This is a genomic window from Nocardia wallacei (genome assembly GCF_029868745.1).
Lineage (GTDB): Bacteria > Actinomycetota > Actinomycetes > Mycobacteriales > Mycobacteriaceae > Nocardia > Nocardia wallacei_B.
In genome coordinates, this window is sequence record NZ_JARWOP010000036.1 from 11,782 (window position 1) to 28,115 (window position 16,334).

Sequence of the window (16,334 nt, forward strand, 5' to 3'; positions counted from 1 at the left end):
AGCCATGATCCCGCACGGGGAGCCGACGAAGGGCTAACCGCTGACGGCGTAGGGGCGGCGAATGCGGCGGGCGGCCTCGAGGATGCCGAGGATGCGGGAGCCGGGCAGGCCGATGGAGGCGCCGATCGCGGCGGGAGTCCAGGATTCGTCGGCCAGGGCGAGAATCTCGGCGAGCTGCTCCACCGGGAGCTTCGACAGGCGGCGCTCGGAGATCTCCCGGGCGACGGCCCACACGCCGACATTGTCGATCTCGGCGGCCAGGTCGGCGGCCGTGGCGCCCGGGCCGGTCGAATCCTCCTCGACCGCTTCGGGTTCGGCCTCCGTGACGGCGTAGGGACGCCGGTACTTCGTGACATCGATCGGGGCGGGCTCGTCCAGGGCCAGCTGGGCGCCCTGCTGTGAGTTCTTGCGGGACCGCGGCTTGCGCTCGGAACCTTCGTCCGGGCGCTGGTCGGCGTCGCGCTCCTCCGCGGCACGCTTCGAAGCGGCCGGGCGCGCGGGGCTCTGCCGGGCGTCCGCGTCGCGCTCGGTGGAAAGCCGGGTGTCGGTGTCGCGCTCGGTGGAAAGCCGGGTTTCGGCGTCGTGTTCGGTGGAAACCTGCGCTGCGGCAGACGGCTTCGTGGCTGCCGTCACCGATCGTTCTGCTGCCGAATCATGCTGCGGCGATCGGGAGGAGGTGCGTTCTGGTTCGGGCGCGTGGTCATCGTTCTCCGGCAGCTGCGCTCGGCCGGGTTCGGTCGTGTGCTCGGACTCGTTGTGGCCGACGGGGTTTGTTCGCTCGATGCCGGGCTGCGGGGTACGGACAGGTTCCGCCGCCTTCTGAGGCATTTGATCGTCGCGGACCTGGAAACCGTTGTGCTGCATCATCGGCAACGGGTAACCGATGAGATCTTCGGTGCCGACGACAGAGGCATGGGCATCGGCACCGTCCGCCGGACGAGCAGTATGTGTTCCGGCAGCGGAGGATTGGTTATCGCCGCCAACCCCCTGACCAGCCGGGGATGCATCCTCCGAAGCCACTGCCGGACTGGGCTTTCCGTTGGCCTGCGCCATCGGATGGCCGTCGTGGTCGCGGGCATGCCCAGGAGCCCCCGGCCCCTCAGGCGTGTCGACGGAATGGCCGGTGTGCGTGCCGTGATAGCCGTTGCGTGCCGGATCGGTGGGCAGGAAATCCGCGTAACCCGTAGGGTCGGCCTCCTCGGGCGACGTGGACGGATAAACCTTGCCGTTGGTGTGCCCATGACCATTGTGTTCCGACCCGGTCGTGGGCGGCGACTGCGCGTGCCCGGCCGAGTCGGAACTCTCGGCCGCGGTCGACGGGTAGGAGTTCCCGTTGGTCCGCGTCGTGGGATAGCCCGCGCCGTTGTGCCGCGCGGAGGCGGTCGCGGTGCGGGCGGCGGGCCGCTTGTGCGGGTCGGCCGGAGGCTCGGATGTGGTTGAGGGGTAGGAGTTCCCGTTGGTCCGCGCCGCGGGACGGCTGTGGCCGGAGGGCGTCTCCGAGCGCTCGCCCTCCACGTCGGAACCAGTGTCGAGCTGAACGGAGCCGTAGAGCGGTTCGTCCATGGCTGCCAGACGACGGGAAGCGACCCCCGATCCGTCACGCAGCGGCGCGAAGGCATCGACGATGCGGTGCGTGACCGTGCGGGGAGTCGACGTGGCCTGCTCGGGAATGGCGTCGATCAGTTGGGCGTAGCGGGCGGATACCCAGGCGTGCAACCAGATCACCACGCCCACCATGACCGGAGCGACCGCCGCCTCCGCCGCGCGGGCCGGGGCGCCCGCCGCCACATGCGGGCCGGCGTTCAACGCGATGGTGACGCCCAGCAGCGCCGCCTCCAGGAAAACGACCTTCCCCCGGGCGATTTCGCGCCCCCACCGGGCGGCCGTGGTCGCCACCACCATGATCGTGATGATCGGAATGGAGATCATCGCCTCGAAGCCGTAGCTGAGCCAATACAGCGGGTCGGACATGTCGCCGCTAGGCACCAGGTTGTGCTGCACGTTCACGCCCGCCCACACCATGCCGAGCACGACCACGCCGATGAGCGCCCGCGACGACCACTCGGCGCGGCGGTACAGCTGGGCAAGGCGCGCATCGGGATTCGACACCCGACGGCGGGCCGCGAGCGCCTTGCGATGCCAGCGGGCGTCGGCGTCGTCGGCCCTACGCAGCGCCGCGGCGACCCGACGGTCCCGCTTCTCGGCGGACAGCTCGGCCGAGACGGCCCGGCGGCGCTGGCCGCGGCGCTGCGCCCGAATCCATTCCGCCAGATCGCGTTCGGCGGCGATCTCCGATTCCGAGAGCGCGTCGAACAGTGCCGGGTCGGTCTGCAGCGGAAGCTTGCCGCGCGCGGTCGCCACGCGCTGCGCCAGGGCGGCGATTTCCGCATCCGCCGACATCTCCGCGTTCGCCGACATCTCCGCCGACATCTCTGCATTCCCGGCCGACTGGTCGTCGCGCATCGCGAGCCTTCCATGAAGCAGGTAACGTGCCGAATATCCGCAACAGCCGATTACTCGAACATATGTGTGACCGCAGTGAGAGTAATCCGTGACCTACCCGCGGTCAATGGCGACACCGAACATCAGTTCGGTCGGTTATCCGAAATCGCACGTCCGGCCGCTACTTTCGAGCGCGAATCGCAGTGCGTGTCGCGCCGAATAGGCACCGTCAGCGCAATGCGGTGTGCCAGAGAATCGCCGCGGTCAATGCCCCGGCCCCGTTCAGCGACCAGTGCAGCGCGATGGGCGCGAGCAGGCTGCCGCTGCGCCGCCGCAGCCAGGTGAACACGGCGCCCGCCGCCGCGGTGGCCAGTACGGCGAGCGTGATGCCGCCGATCTGTCCGGCCACGCCGCCGCCGAGGATCGCGCTCAGCCCGCGATTGCCACTGGTCAGACCGAGCGACGAGGCGATGTGCCAGAGGCCGAAAAGCAGTGAGCCGGCGGCGAATACGCCGCGCACGCCGTAGGCCCTGTCGAGCGCGCCGTGCAGTACGCCGCGAAATGCCAGTTCCTCCGGAATCGCGGTCTGCAATGGGATCACGATCATCGAGGCGATCAGCGCGCCGGAGATGGTGGCGTACCGGTCGGCCAGAAAGAACGGCCGGGTAATCGGCAGTAGTGCGCCGATCGCGACGGCGCTCAGCACGATGCCGACGGCCCCCACCGCGTACAGCGTCCCGCGCCGCCAGTGCCGCGGCGACAACCCGAGTTCGGCCCACCCGAGCCCGCGCCGCCGCATCATCGCCACCAGCACCACGGCGGCGATCGGAACGGTCAGGATGTTGGCCCACGCCGAGGTGAAGTGGGCGACCAGATTGGTGCAGGCCAGTACCACCACGACGACCGCGACGTCCAGGTAGGCGTGCATCCGGCGGGCCGGGCCCGAGGGTTCGGTCGCTACGGCGTCGTTATCGTTCCGAGACATCGGCGCCAGTCTACGTTCATCGACTCCGGCGTGCCGAGTCTCGTCGAACAATACCGGTCGAACTGGGTCTTGCTTTGTATGTATACGTCTACGTATAGTTCCGATGCGAGACGGGGAGGCGCACACGGCGATGCGAGTCCCGGAGATCAACAAATGCGCAAATGCGCAGTTACTTATGAACGGGAGACGTCATGACCACCGACCCACAGCCCTGGGAAGCGCCCGGCGCGGACCTGTCCGCCGAGGACTACGGCGAGATCACCCTGAAGGACGGCCCGGGAGGCCTGCGCCGCAAGCGCTTCACCGGCCGCTACCTCGCCGAGGCCCGCGAGGTCGCGAAGACCGGCGTCGCGGTGGACCGGGTCTACCGCAGCCGCAAGGGCAAGTTCGTGATTCAGCGCCAGCGGTCGGACTGGTCCGACTTCGCGACGCTGACCAGCTTCCCTGCCGACTGGTCCAGCTGGCGGGGCATACTCGGTGGGGGAGAGCAGAATTGGGGTGATTTCACGGTAGAGATCGTCGATTCACTCGATGACCTGCGGGTGGCCGTCGCGTCCAACCTGTATCGCCGGGTGGTCGCCGCAACGGAGCGGCTGCACACCGAAGTTCTCGATATCTGAACGGGCCCACCGGAAAGGATCCTCGACATGTTCGCACGGCTGGGCGCTCTGGTCGTTCATCACCCGTGGAAGACGATCGGCCTCTGGGTGCTGATCGTGATAGCGGTCGTCGCGACCGCACCGAAATTGACCTCGACCACCGACCAATCCGATTTCCTGCCATCGCATTACGAGTCGATCCAGGCCATGCAGGCGCAGGAGCGGGCGTTCCCGCAAAGCTCCGCCCCGGCGGCGATCCTGGTGTTCGAGCGTTCCGACGGCACGCCGCTCACCGACGCCGATGCGGCCGCGGTGCAGGCGATCACGACCGAACTCGACGCCGCGCACATCGCGAACGTCACCGCGCTCGCGGCGGCGCCACCGTCGGACAACCGGCTGGTCCAGATCGCGGCCGTGCAGATGGCCAAGGTGACCAGCGCCTCCGACACGCGCCAGAGCGACGCGGTGCGGGACCTGCGTGTTGCCTTGCACGCCAAGGTGGAGAAGACCGACCTGCGGGCCGGTGTCACCGGTCAGGCCGCGCAGGCCCTCGACGCCACCGAGTCGTCGGAGAAGGGCCTGACGATCATTGGCATCGCCACCATCCTGCTGATTCTGGTGCTGCTGCTGGTGATCTTCCGCAGCCCGGTGATCGCGCTGCTGCCCATCGTCGTGATCGGCGCGATGACCGGCGTGGTGAACGGGCTGATCGCCTGGGTGAGTAAGGCTTTCGATCTGAAGATCGACAGTTCGGTGACGTCGATCCTGATCGTGGTGCTCTACGGCGTCGGCACCGACTACATCCTGTTCCTGATGTTCCGCTTCCGGGAACGGTTGCGGGCCGGGGAGGATCCGAAGACGGCCATGGTCAACGCGGTCACCCGCGTCGGCGAGGCGATCACGTCCGCCGCGGGCGCGGTCATCATCGCCTTCATGGCGCTGACGCTGTCGACGCTGGGGATGTTCCGATCGCTGGGACCGGCGCTGGCGATCGCGGTCGCGGTGGCGCTGCTGGCCGGGCTGACGCTGGTGCCCGCGATCGTTTCGCTGTTGGGCACCAAGGTATTCTGGCCGTCCAAGGCCTGGCGGACCGAGCCGAAGGGCGCCCGGTTCGCGGCGCTCGGACGCGGACTCGGCAAGCGGCCCGCGGTGTACGCGGCGGTGTCCGGCGGTCTGCTGGTGGTGCTGGGCCTGTTCGCCATCGGCTTCAATCCGACCTTCGACCTCACCTCGGGCTCCACCTCGAACGCGTCCGAATCCGTCATCTACAGCAAGGAATTGCTCAAAGGCCTGCCCGCCGGCGTCACCCAGCCGTCGGACGTGCTGCTGCAATCGTCCGGCGGACTGAGCGACGAGCAACTGGCGTCGTACCGTACGGCGCTGGCGGGCGTGCCGGGAGTGGGCCAGGTCGCGGAACCCGTTCGGTCGCAAGACGGTTCGGTCGCCCACTACCAGGTCACCCTGGCCTCGGCGCCGGAGTCCGATGCTGCCCTCGACACCGTCAAGGGCCCACTGCGCGATACGGCGCACGCGGCCGCACCGCCCGGCACGACGGCGGCGGTCGGCGGCATGACCGCGGTCTTCGTCGACTTCCAGGCCGCGATGAACCACGACTACACCATCGTGTTCCCGGTGGCCGCGGTGCTGATCATGGTGGTGCTGGGCCTGCTGCTGCGCAGCCTGGTCGCGCCGTGGTACCTGCTGCTCTCGGTGTTCCTGGGCTTCGCGGCCACGCTGGGCGCCTCGGTGCTGGTGTTCCAGCACATGCGGGGCGAATCGGGGCTGATCTTCACGCTGCCGCTCATCATGTACCTGTTCGTGGTCGCGCTCGGCACCGACTACAACATCCTGATGGTGGCCCGGTTGCGCGAGGAGGCCCGGGAGGGCAACGATCCCCGGCAGTCGGCGGCGCTGGCCGTGCGGCACACCGGCCCCACCATCGCCGCGGCGGGCGTCATCCTGGCCGGCACCTTCGCCTCGATGATGTTGGCGGGCAACACCGTACTGTCGGAGATGGGCTTCGCGATCTCGGTCGGCATCGCGATCGCGGCATTCGTGATGGCGATGTTCTTCACGCCCGCGCTCACCGCGTTGATCGGCCGGCGAGCCTGGTGGCCGGGACACGGGGACACAGGTCCCGCGAAACCTGCTGTGGCGCAAGCGTCCACGGGTGACCACGACGGCCAACCACAGCTGTTGTCGCGCCGGGACGGCAGGTGAGGGTATAGCCGGAGGGGTCGTCCGCTCGGAATTCCGAGTGGGCGACCCCGCTCCCGTGACATCAGTACTGCTGCGGCGGCGGACCCGCCCGATACCCCCAGCCGCCCGCCGCGGCGATCCTTCGCTTGCTCGAACCACGTTTCACCGCAACGACAATGAGCACGACGACCCCGAGCACGACACCCGCCGCACCGATACCCAGGGCAAGGACGATGGTCGATGCCAGCGAGGTCCCGATGCCGCGCCCGATCGCCGCGGTAACGCCCGAGTCACCCTGCGTCACTACGTGATACGTGCCCGGCCGGGCCGCATCGAACGAAAAGCCCGCTCGCCCTTCATGTCCGCCGAAGCCGTAGGTCAGCGCCGACGAGTAGTCTGCCAGCGGCACCGAAGCGCCGTCGGGGCCGAGGAGCTGCACGTTGACATTGCCCCGGAAAACCCGGGAGGAGGCGTTCGGGTACTCGAAATACACCGTGTACCCGCCGGTTTCGGTGATCCGCACGTCCGCCGATCCCGGCACCTGTACCCGCTGAAAGCCGTCGACCCGGTCGGACATGTGCACGAAGCCGACCAAGGCGACGACGACGGCCCCGGCTATCCCCGCGACGACGAGCAGCGCGGCCAGCGCGTACCAGCGGCTGGACGGGGTGACACGTTCGGGCGCTGACGGGTGTGGTTGCGACATGCTGGACTCCTCCGCTTCGGCTCCGACGATTCAACCACCGAGGTCCGCGCGGGAGAGGGTGGCGGGGTTGCTCATCCCGCCCAGCCGTCCGGGTCGGTCCAGGCCTGAAGGGATCGGGTGGTGGCGAAGCGGCGGTCCTCACGGGTGATCGGATCGGTGAATTCCAGTGTGGTGGCGAGCAGTTGGAGCGGGCGGGTGAAGTCGTCGACGGCGCGGTCGGTGAGTTCGGGGTAGAAGTCGTCACCGAGGATGGGGATGCCGAGGCCGTTCATGTGCAGGCGCAGCTGGTGGGTGCGGCCGGTGTGCGGGGTCAGGCGGTAGCGGCCCAGGCCGTCACGGTGCTCGATCAGCTCCACCAGCGTCTCGGCGTTCGGTTCGCCGTCCACCTCGAAGGCCTGGAGAATGTTGCGTTCCTTGACGATTCGGCTGCGAACGGTGCGGGGAAGCGTGAGCGCCGGATCGTATCGGGCGATCGCCTCGTACCGCTTGTGCACGCGGCGGTGGTGGAACAGGGTCTGGTAGGCGCCGCGGCGAGCCGGATCGATCACGAACAGCACCAGTCCCGCGGTGGCCCGGTCGAGCCGGTGCGCGGGGATCAGATCCGGCAGGTCCAGCTCCCGCCGCAGTCGTACCAGCGCGGTCTGCAGGATGTGCTGTCCGCGCGGGATGGTGGACAGGAAGTGCGGTTTGTCGACCACGAGCAGGGTGTCGTCGCGGTGCACGATCGTGATCTCGAACGGGACGTCGGTCTCCTGCGGCAGGTCCCGGTGGAACCACACGGCCCCGCCCGGCAGGTACGGCGCGTCCGGCGCGATCGGCCCGTCCAGATCGACGATGCCGCCCGCCGCCAGCAATTCATCGATGCGCGCGGCGGGCACCCGGGGCAGCCGCTCCACGAGATGGTCGCGGATCGTCGCCCAGGCCCCTTCCTCCGGCAGCCGCAGCCGCGCCGGATCCAATCCGTGCCGCTTCGGGAGCGGCGGCTGCTGCCTGCGTCGCACAAGTCGACCCTAGCGGGCCGAGCCGGCCGCAAGCATGCGAAAGCCCTGAGCGCGGGCGGTTCCGCGCTCAGGGCCGGGTGCGGACTAGACCGTGCAGGGCTGGTTCGCGTAGTAGGCGATGGTGCACTCGGATTCGCGGGTCAGCTTCCAGTTGCCGTCGATCTCCTTCCACGACAACTCCATGAACATCGCGTCGAAGCCGGGGACGTTGACCTGCAGGTTGTGGGTGAGCCGGTCGCCGTCGACGTTGACCGGACCGACGGCCTGCCACTGGAAGCCCGGCACGCTGTCCATCACGCCGCCGACATTGTCCACCAGCGGCAGTCCGGCCTCGCCCGCCTCCAGTTCGTTGGCCCGGGCCGAGCGCGAGGCGCCCGGGTTCAGGATCAGCTGGAGCTTGCTCTGCAGCTGACCGACGCCGGGTGCGGCGGCGTGCACGGGAGCGATGACAGGGGCGGCCAAGGCCGGGCCCGCGGTCGCGGCTCCACCGACGAAAACAGCCGCGGCCAGGGAGAACGCCGCCACGGCACGGGAGGAGATGTTGAGCATGGGCATATCCAATCTCTAACGGGACCGTCGGTGTCGTCCGTCTCGGCTCTTGCGGAAGGACTGGCACCACAGTGCAATATAAGGTAAGCCTATGCAAAGGTCAGCCTCCGGGCGGCCCCTTGATCTGTGCAGCTGAACGGAGAGCCAGTGGAAACGCTTCTCGTGGTCGGAGCCGGGCCGAAAGCGATGGCCGTCGCGGCCAAGGCGCGGGTACTGCGGGAGCTGGGTCTGCCGGCTCCGCGTGTGGTGGTCGTGGAATCGCATACGGTGGGCGGGAATTGGCTGCCCAGCGGCGGCTGGACCGACGGACAGCATCGGCTGGGCACCGGCCCGGAGAAGGACGTCGGCTTCCCCTACCGCTCGACCTGGGCGCGCGGGCACAACCGCGCGATCGATCAGGCGATGATCGCCTACAGCTGGACCTCGTTCCTGGTCGAGGGCGGCACCTATGCCGAATGGATCGACCGCGGCCGCCCCAGTCCGCACCATCACGTGTGGGCGAAATACCTGCAATGGGTCGCCCGCAAGGCCGAGGTCGAATTGGTCACCGGCACGGTGCGGAGCATCCGCGCGGCCGCCGACGGCTGGCTGGTCTCGGTGGCCGATTCCGACGGCACGCTCATCGAGATCGACACCGATCGGCTGATGATCACGGGTCCCGGCAACAGTCGGCGCGCGCTGGCGGACCATCCGAAAGTGCTGAGTATCGCCGAGTTCTGGGATCTGGCCGGGAAGCGGCGGCTGCCGGCCTCCTCGCGCGCCGCGGTCATCGGCGGCGGTGAGACGGCCGGGTCGGCGGTGGACGAACTCGTACACCACGACGTCCTCACCGTCTCGGTGATCTCGCCCGCGGCCACCATCTACACCCGCGGCGAGAGCTTCTTCGAGAACGCGCTGTTCAGCGATCCGGCCAAGTGGCGGGCGCTGAGCCTGCAGGAGCGCCGCGACGTCATCCGCCGCACCGATCGCGGGGTGTTCTCGGTGCGGGTGCAGGAGAATGTGCTGGGCGACAACCGGGTTCATCATCTGCAGGGCCGGGTGGTGCGGGTGGCCGAGCAGGGCGACGGCGTGGCGCTGACGCTGCGCAACGAGTTACGCCCCGATCAGGTGCACACCTTCGACCTAGTGGTCGACGCGACCGGCGGTCAGCCGCTGTGGTTCCTGGAACTGTTCGACGCCGATGCCGCGGACCTGGTGGAGCTGGCGGTGGGCGGCCCGATCACGCAGGCGCGGCTGGAGGCCTCCATCGGCCACGACCTGGCGGTCGACGGGCTGGAGTCGAAGTTGTATCTGCCGAATCTCGCGGGCCTGGCACAGGGGCCCGGATTCCCGAATCTCAGTTGCCTGGGCGAACTTTCGGACCGCGTGCTCGGCGGTGTGCCGGCGCGGTCGATGGTCGGCGCGGCCCGTGGTGGCGAAGCGCACCGACCGGTCTGACCGTCGATAATGTCGCTAGGCTAGGCTACCCTTAGTTTTTCGAGAATGAGGTTGGGTTTCATGCGTATCGTGTCGTTCGGCTTTCAGACCTGGGGCCGCAAAACGCTACAGGCTCTGATCGACTCCGAGCACGAGGTGGTGCTCGCGGTCACCCACCCGGCCAGCGAGCACGCCTACAAGGGCATCTGGTCCGATTCGGTCGAGGAACTGGCTCGCGAGCACGGCATCCCGGTGCATCTGACCGAGCGCGCCGACGCCGAGACCATCGACCTGGTGAAGCGGGCCGAGCCGGACGTCATCGTGGTGAACAGCTGGTACACCTGGATGCCGCGGGAGCTGTACGCCATGCCGCCGCACGGCACGCTGAACCTGCACGACTCGCTGCTGCCGAAGTTCACCGGCTTCTCGCCGGTGTTGTGGGCCCTGATCAGCGGTGAGTCCGAATTCGGGCTGACCGTGCACCGAATGGACGAGGGCCTGGACTCCGGCGACATCCTGGTGCAGCGGTCGCTGCCGATCGGCCCCGACGCCACCGGAACCGAATTGGTGCTGGCGGGCCTGGAACTCATTCCGGGTGTGCTGGAGGAGGCGCTGACCGCCCTCGACTCCGGTACCGCGCAGTGGCGGCCGCAGCCCAAGTCCGAGCGCACCTACTTCCACAAGCGCTCCGAGCGGGACAGCCGCATCGACTGGCATTGGGACGCAGTCGATCTCGAGCGTTTCGTGCGGGCGCTGTCGGACCCGTACCCGCGGGCGTTCTCCTACTATCGCGGCGAGAAGGTCGAGATCATCGCCTCGACGCTGTCCGAGGCGCGCTACGGCGGCACCCCGGGCCGCGTGGTGGTCGTGGAGGGCGGCGGCGTCGTGGTCTGCGGTCCGGACGCGCACCGCGGGCGCAACCGCGGCCTGCTGATCACCCGGGTCCGCACCGCCGACGGGCAGGAACACGACGCGGCCGAATTCTTCGCCCGCGGAGGCTATCTCGCCGACGCACCGGCATGAACGGCCGAGACAGCGGTGCGAGCCGGCGGCCGCTGTCGGCGGGTCAGCGCCGCATCTGGTTCCTGCAGACCCGCGACCGCGAGGACACCACGCTCAATACCTGCGCGGTGTTCCGCGTGCTCGGCGCGGTGGACGCCGCACGACTGCGCGCGGCGGTCGACGCGGTCGCCGCGCGGCACGAAATCCTGCGCAGCACTTACCTTTCCGACGCCGAGGGGGAACCCTGCCGGGTGGTGTGCGCCGACATAGCCCCGGCCTGGCAGGAATTGGACGTGTCCGAACTGACCGGGGCCAGCCGGGCGCGGCGGCTGGAAGTGCTGCTACGGCGGGCGGCCGGGCAGCCGTTCGACCCGACCGCCGAATCGCCGCTGCGCTGCCAGCTGATCCGCACGGCCCCGGACGAATTCGTCTTCGCGCTGGTCGCGCACGCCCTCGGCTGGGACGACGAGTCCTGGCCGGTGTTCTGCGACGAAGTGAGCCGGGAATACAACGGCACCCCGATCGAGACGAATTACCTTGCCGCCGAGAACGGCCGCGCAGTGGATGACAGCCGCGCCGAGGCTGACGGTTGCGCCGAAAACGACGGCCGGGTGGTGAATGACAGCCGCGCAGTGGATGACGGCCGTGTGGCGGATGACGGCCGGGTAGTGGGCGACGGTGCTGTGGACGATGGCGTCGAGTACTGGCGTCGGGCGCTGCGTCCGCTGCCGCAGCCGTTGGAGCTGCCTGGTGGCACGGTGCTGCCCGGATCGGTGTCGCCGCGGGCCGCTCGCCGCAGCCGCGATATTTCCGCCGAACTTGTCGGGCGTGCTGCGGATTTCGCGCGCGCACAGGGCACGACGCTGTTCGCGGTGTTGCTGGCGGCCTACGACGTGCTGCTCCACCGGTATACTGCGGCGACGGATTTCCTGGTTTCCGTGCCGGTTTCGCTGCGCGCGGGAAACGAGGGCCTCGGGTACTTCGGCAACTCGCTGCTGCTGCGCGCCGCCGTGCGCCCCACCGACACTTTCGCCGGGCTCACCGCGACCGTGGGCGAGACCGTCGCGCACGCCCGGACCCATCGCGGCGTGGGCATCGATCGTGTGGTGCGCGAAGTCAATCCGGAACGCGGCGGTGGCCGGGACGGGCTGGAGCAGTTGGTGCGCACGGCGTTCGGCGTGCGGGACCGGTTGGCGCGCTTCGCCTTCGACGGTCTCACGAGCGAGGTGCTCGAGTTCGGCAGTCCGAGCACCCGAATCCCGTTGTCGCTCACCGTGGTCCTGGATGCCGCCGGTGCTCGCGTCGAGGCCGAATATCAGGCCGACCTGTTCGAGGACCGGATCGTGGAGCAGGTGCTCACCCACTACCTGCGGCTGCTGGAGACCGCGCCCGCCGAACCGCTGCGGCGGATCGGCGATCTCGACATGTTCGGCGGCGAGGACCGCGCGGACATCCTCGCACAGTCGCACGGGGAACTGATCCCCTCGGAGCCCACCACATTGGTGGCCCTGTTCGAACGCAGCGTCGAGCGCGCCCCGGCGGCCACGGCGCTCGTCAGCGCGGCGGACGGCGACCGGGAGTACAGCTACGACCGCCTCGATCGGCGCGCGAACCGCTTGGCGCACGGGCTGATCCGGCGCGGCGTCGGCCCGGAGGACCTCGTCGGACTGCGGCTGACCACCTCGGTGGACTTCGTCGTGGCCGTGTTGGCGGTGCTGAAGGCCGGCGCCGCCTACCTGCCCATCGACCCGGCCTATCCGGCCGAGCGCATCGACCGGATGGTTGCCGACGCGCGGCCGGAATTCGTTCTGGGACACGAGGAGTTGCGGGCGGCCGAGGAAGCGGCGGCGGCGCTGCCCGACACCGCGCCGACCGACGCCGACCGGGTGCGCCCGCTGCGGCCCGAGAATCTCGCCTACGTCATCTACACCTCCGGGTCCACGGGCACCCCCAAGGGCGTGCCCGTGGCGCACGCCGCGATCGCCGAGCACGTGGCGGGCTTCTGCGCGGAATGGGGGATGGCGGCGCGGGACCGGCTGCTGCAATCGTCGTCGGTGAGTTTCGACGCGTCGCTGCTCGACCTGTTCGTCACGCTGACTCTCGGTGCCTGCCTGGTGGTTCCGAAGCCGGACGCCTTCCGCGACATTCCCTACGTCGCCGATCTGATCGCCCGCTGCGCCGTGACCGTGCTGCATATGGTGCCGTCGCTGCTGCGGACCTTCCTGATGTTGCCCGAGGTGAACGAGTGGCGGGCGCTGCGGCACGTCCCGGTCGGCGGCGAGGCGCTGCACGGCGAGGTCGCCGACCGATTCGCCGGGGTGTTCGACGCCGAACTGCGCAATCACTACGGCCCCACCGAGGCGGTCGTCTCGGCGACGCATCTGACCGTCGAGGGACCGCAGGGGACGCGGATCGTGCCGATCGGGCACCCGAACCGCAATGTGTACGTCTACCTGCTCGACGAGCGATTGCAGCTGGTGCCGACCGGCGTCGTCGGCGAGATCTACCTCGGCGGAACGCAATTGGCGCGCGGCTATCTGCGGCGTTCCGGGGCGACCGCGGAGCGATTCGTGGCCGACCCGTTCCAGCCGGGACGCCGCCTGTACCGCACCGGAGATCTGGCCCGCCGCAATGTGCGCGGTGAGCTCGAATTCCTCGGCCGCGCCGACGAACAGGTGAAGGTGCGCGGCTACCGGATCGAACTCGGCGAGGTGGAGGTGACCGTCGCGAGCCACCCCGCGGTCGCACAGTGCGTGGCAACGGCGGTGCCGGACAAGGCGATCGGCACGGTGCTGGCGGCCTATCTCGTCCCCGCGGGCGACGCCGCCGTCGACATCGACGCGGTGCGCGCGCACGCCGCGGCGGTGCTGCCGGAGTACATGGTGCCCAGCGCCTTCGCGGTGATCGAGGAGATCCCGCTCACCGAGCACGGCAAGCTCGACCGGCGCGCGCTGCCCCGCCCCGCGCCCGCGAGCGTCGAACTGTACCGAGAACCGGTGACCGCCACGGAGATCCGGCTCGCCGAACTGTTCGCGCAGCTGTTCGGGGCCGACCGGGTCGGCGCCGACGACTCGTTCTTCGATCTCGGCGGGCACTCGCTGCTGGCGGCCCGGCTGCTGGCCCGCATCCGCGCCGAATTCGACGTCGAGATCGGGGTGCGGGTGCTGTTCGAGACCCCGACCGTGGGTGGCCTGGCGGCGCTGGTGGAGGCGGCCGCGGCCCGCAACACACCGCTGGAGGTTGGCTGATGCCGCGTGTGATGTCCGGGAAGGCCGGGGCGCGAACAAGTTTCGCGCTGACTCCGGCGCTGCGGCAGCGAGTGCTGGACGAATGGGCGACCGGCGTGGAACCGGCCGACGTGGTGGGACTCACCCGGTTGCTGCGCCGGGCCTGGGCGGTACCGGTCGTCCGGCCCGCCGTGCGCTGCGGTGACGACTGCCTCGACTACGGCGACCTGTGCACCCGCGTGGGCAGGTCGGCCGGTACCCATTCGACGCCGTCCGCCGGTCCGGACGAGGCCGTGCGCCTGCTGGCGCTCCCGGCCGTGCACGAGGGTGGCCTGATTCGCCTCGGCGCGGGCCGCCGCAGCGTGACCCTGACCGCCGGTGCGCTGGCCGTCGCGGTGGCCGACCGCCGCGCGGTGGCGGCCGAACAGCGCTGGGAGTGGACCGATCCCGCGCTCGGCGCGCCGGATGTGCGGCTCGTGGTCGCACCGTGGGACAGCGTCGGCACGCTGGTGGAGTTGCTCGCCGCGATCGCGGACGGGGCGACGCTGGTGGTCCCGACCGACGCCCAGCGCGCGGATCCGGTGGCGCTGACCGAATTGATCGTCGCGCGCTCGGTGACGCACGTCGTCGCGTCGGCGACGGACCTGACGGGCCTGCGCGGTTCCGGCCTGCCCACCGTGCGGCGCTGGGACGTGATCGGAACCCATTGTCCCGCAGGGCTTTGTGACCGATTGCGGGTCTTGTCGCCGGAGGCGGTCACGAGTTTCGGTTACGGATTGCCGGTGTACGCCGGTGCGGTCGCTCGCGGGCCGCTCGACGGCAGCGGCCGGGCCCGGCCGATTCCCGGCGCCCGGCTACTTGTGCTCGACGACTATCGGCAGCCGGTGGCGCCCGGAGTGGTGGGGGAGGTCTACGCCGGTGGCGCCGCGCTGATGGAAGACGGCGACCGGCCCGGCGCGAGCCGCTTCGTCGCGGATCCCTTTCCGGTCGAAGGCGTTTCGCCCCGGCTGTACCGGACGGGAGCGCGGGCGCGCTGGACCGCGGACGGCTGGTTGATCTTCGAGGACGACCTCGGCGCCGCCGATTCGCGGCAGCTGGTGGGCCGACTCACCTCCACAACCGTATTAGCTTAGCCTAAGCTACCAGATCGAGGGTCCGTGTACTCGGCGGATCGTGAAGAAGGAGCTGACGGAATGAACCCTGGTCGAACACTGGCGAGGCGGTCCTTCGGGAGCCGCGCGCGGACCGCGGCGCGGCGCACGGCGGTGGCCGCGATGGCACTGGGGCTCGTCCTGGGCGCGGCCGCGTGCGGGTCGAGCGACGATGCGTCCGGGTCCGGCGACGCGGTGACCATCGAGCACACCATGGGCGAGGCCACCATCGAGGGCACACCCGAACGGGTGGTCACGATCGGCCCGCAGTGGCTCGACGCCGCGGTGGCGCTGGGTGTCACGCCGGTCGGCTACCTGGTCCCCGGCGCCGCGCCCGGGCAGACGGTGCCATGGCTGCCGCAGTCGCTGGCTCAGCAGTCCAAGACGCTGACCGCCGGCGGCGACCTCGCCGAGCAGATCGCCGCGCTGAACCCGGATCTCATCGTGGCCCCCGGCTACATGATGGACAAGGCCATGTACGACAAGCTGTCCAAGCTGGCGCCCACGATCGGCCCGCTGACCAGCGCCCAGATCGATCCCTGGGAAGACCAGACGACCGCGCTCGGCAAGGCCCTGCACAAGGAGTCCGAAGCGGAGAAGGTGGTCGCCGACGTCCACGGCAAGATCGACGCGGTCGCCGCGCGGCATCCGGGGTTGCGGGGCAAGACGTTTCTCACCTGCATGCTGACCACCCCGACCCAGCTCATGGTGCTGGCGGACCCGAAGGACGGCTCGGCCCAGGTGTTCACACGGCTCGGGCTGACCATGCCGGAGAAGCTCGTGGCCGAGGCGCCCAGTGGGGGACGGCTGGCGCTCTCGCCGGAGCGGCTCGGCGATCTGACCGCCGATCTGCTGGTGTGCGGCGCGGCGCCGGGCCTGGAGGCGAAGTTCAAGCAACTGCCCGGCTACGGCGACCTGCCGTCGGTGCGCCAGGGCGGCATCTCCTTCGTCGACATGATCACGATCAACGCCATCAACGTGCCGACCGCGCTGTCGCTGCCGTATGTGCTGGACAAGCTGGAACCGACGCTCGCGAACGTCGGGAAGTGAGAGGGAC

12 protein-coding genes are annotated in these 16,334 nt (G+C 69.6%); 7 read left to right on the forward strand and 5 right to left on the reverse strand.

All coding sequences use genetic code 11. The features are described 5' to 3' along the window. Positions 1 to 33: 33 nt before the first annotated feature. Positions 34 to 2,463, reverse strand: a complete 2,430-nt coding sequence (locus QH470_RS01695; RefSeq protein ID WP_280270446.1) for a hypothetical protein — start codon at positions 2,461 to 2,463, stop codon at positions 34 to 36. Positions 2,464 to 2,671: 208 nt separating this feature from the next. Further along, positions 2,672 to 3,427 (reverse strand): CPBP family intramembrane glutamic endopeptidase, encoded by a 756-nt coding sequence (locus QH470_RS01700; protein WP_280270447.1) that lies wholly within the window; start codon positions 3,425 to 3,427, stop codon positions 2,672 to 2,674. 191 nt (positions 3,428 to 3,618) lie between these two features. Between QH470_RS01700 and QH470_RS01705 the strand changes: the two genes are divergently transcribed. Both QH470_RS01705 and QH470_RS01710 read left to right on the forward strand, forming a co-directional pair. Continuing rightward, positions 3,619 to 4,047 (forward strand): EXLDI protein, encoded by a 429-nt coding sequence (locus tag QH470_RS01705; protein WP_280270448.1) that lies wholly within the window; start codon positions 3,619 to 3,621, stop codon positions 4,045 to 4,047. Between the two features lie 27 nt (positions 4,048 to 4,074). After that, positions 4,075 to 6,246 carry an MMPL family transporter gene (locus tag QH470_RS01710; RefSeq protein ID WP_280270449.1) on the forward strand — a complete coding sequence of 724 codons (2,172 nt, stop codon included), beginning with the start codon at positions 4,075 to 4,077 and terminating at the stop codon, positions 6,244 to 6,246. 61 nt (positions 6,247 to 6,307) lie between these two features. On the opposite strand, the gene QH470_RS01715 is transcribed toward QH470_RS01710, so the two are convergent. The 3 genes from QH470_RS01715 to QH470_RS01725 form a co-directional block, all read right to left on the reverse strand. Then, positions 6,308 to 6,931, reverse strand: a complete 624-nt coding sequence (locus QH470_RS01715; protein WP_280270450.1) for a hypothetical protein — start codon at positions 6,929 to 6,931, stop codon at positions 6,308 to 6,310. Between the two features lie 71 nt (positions 6,932 to 7,002). Continuing rightward, positions 7,003 to 7,932 (reverse strand): RluA family pseudouridine synthase, encoded by a 930-nt coding sequence (locus QH470_RS01720; protein ID WP_280270451.1) that lies wholly within the window; start codon positions 7,930 to 7,932, stop codon positions 7,003 to 7,005. Positions 7,933 to 8,016: 84 nt separating this feature from the next. Continuing rightward, positions 8,017 to 8,487: an MTB12 C-terminal domain-containing protein gene (locus QH470_RS01725; RefSeq protein WP_280270452.1), complete on the reverse strand. Its 471-nt coding sequence runs from the start codon at positions 8,485 to 8,487 to the stop codon at positions 8,017 to 8,019. 141 nt (positions 8,488 to 8,628) lie between these two features. Here QH470_RS01725 and QH470_RS01730 point away from each other — a divergent pair, with 141 nt between their 5' ends. The 5 genes from QH470_RS01730 to QH470_RS01750 are packed head-to-tail and all read left to right on the forward strand — an operon-like array spanning position 8,629 to position 16,327. Further along, positions 8,629 to 9,918, forward strand: coding sequence for a SidA/IucD/PvdA family monooxygenase (locus QH470_RS01730; protein ID WP_280270453.1), 1,290 nt, complete (start codon positions 8,629 to 8,631; stop codon positions 9,916 to 9,918). 60 nt (positions 9,919 to 9,978) lie between these two features. After that, positions 9,979 to 10,920, forward strand: coding sequence for a methionyl-tRNA formyltransferase (locus QH470_RS01735; protein ID WP_280270454.1), 942 nt, complete (start codon positions 9,979 to 9,981; stop codon positions 10,918 to 10,920). After that, on the forward strand, positions 10,917 to 14,147 hold the full coding sequence (locus QH470_RS01740; protein WP_280270455.1) for a non-ribosomal peptide synthetase: 3,231 nt from the start codon (positions 10,917 to 10,919) through the stop codon (positions 14,145 to 14,147). The genes QH470_RS01735 and QH470_RS01740 overlap by 4 nt, the downstream gene beginning before the upstream one ends. Next, positions 14,147 to 15,259, forward strand: a complete 1,113-nt coding sequence (locus tag QH470_RS01745; protein ID WP_280270456.1) for an AMP-binding protein — start codon at positions 14,147 to 14,149, stop codon at positions 15,257 to 15,259. Before QH470_RS01740 ends, QH470_RS01745 begins: the two co-directional genes overlap by 1 nt. 60 nt (positions 15,260 to 15,319) lie before the next feature. After that, a complete protein-coding gene (locus QH470_RS01750; protein ID WP_280270457.1) occupies positions 15,320 to 16,327 on the forward strand; it encodes an ABC transporter substrate-binding protein in 1,008 nt (335 codons plus the stop codon). Positions 16,328 to 16,334 lie beyond the last annotated feature (7 nt).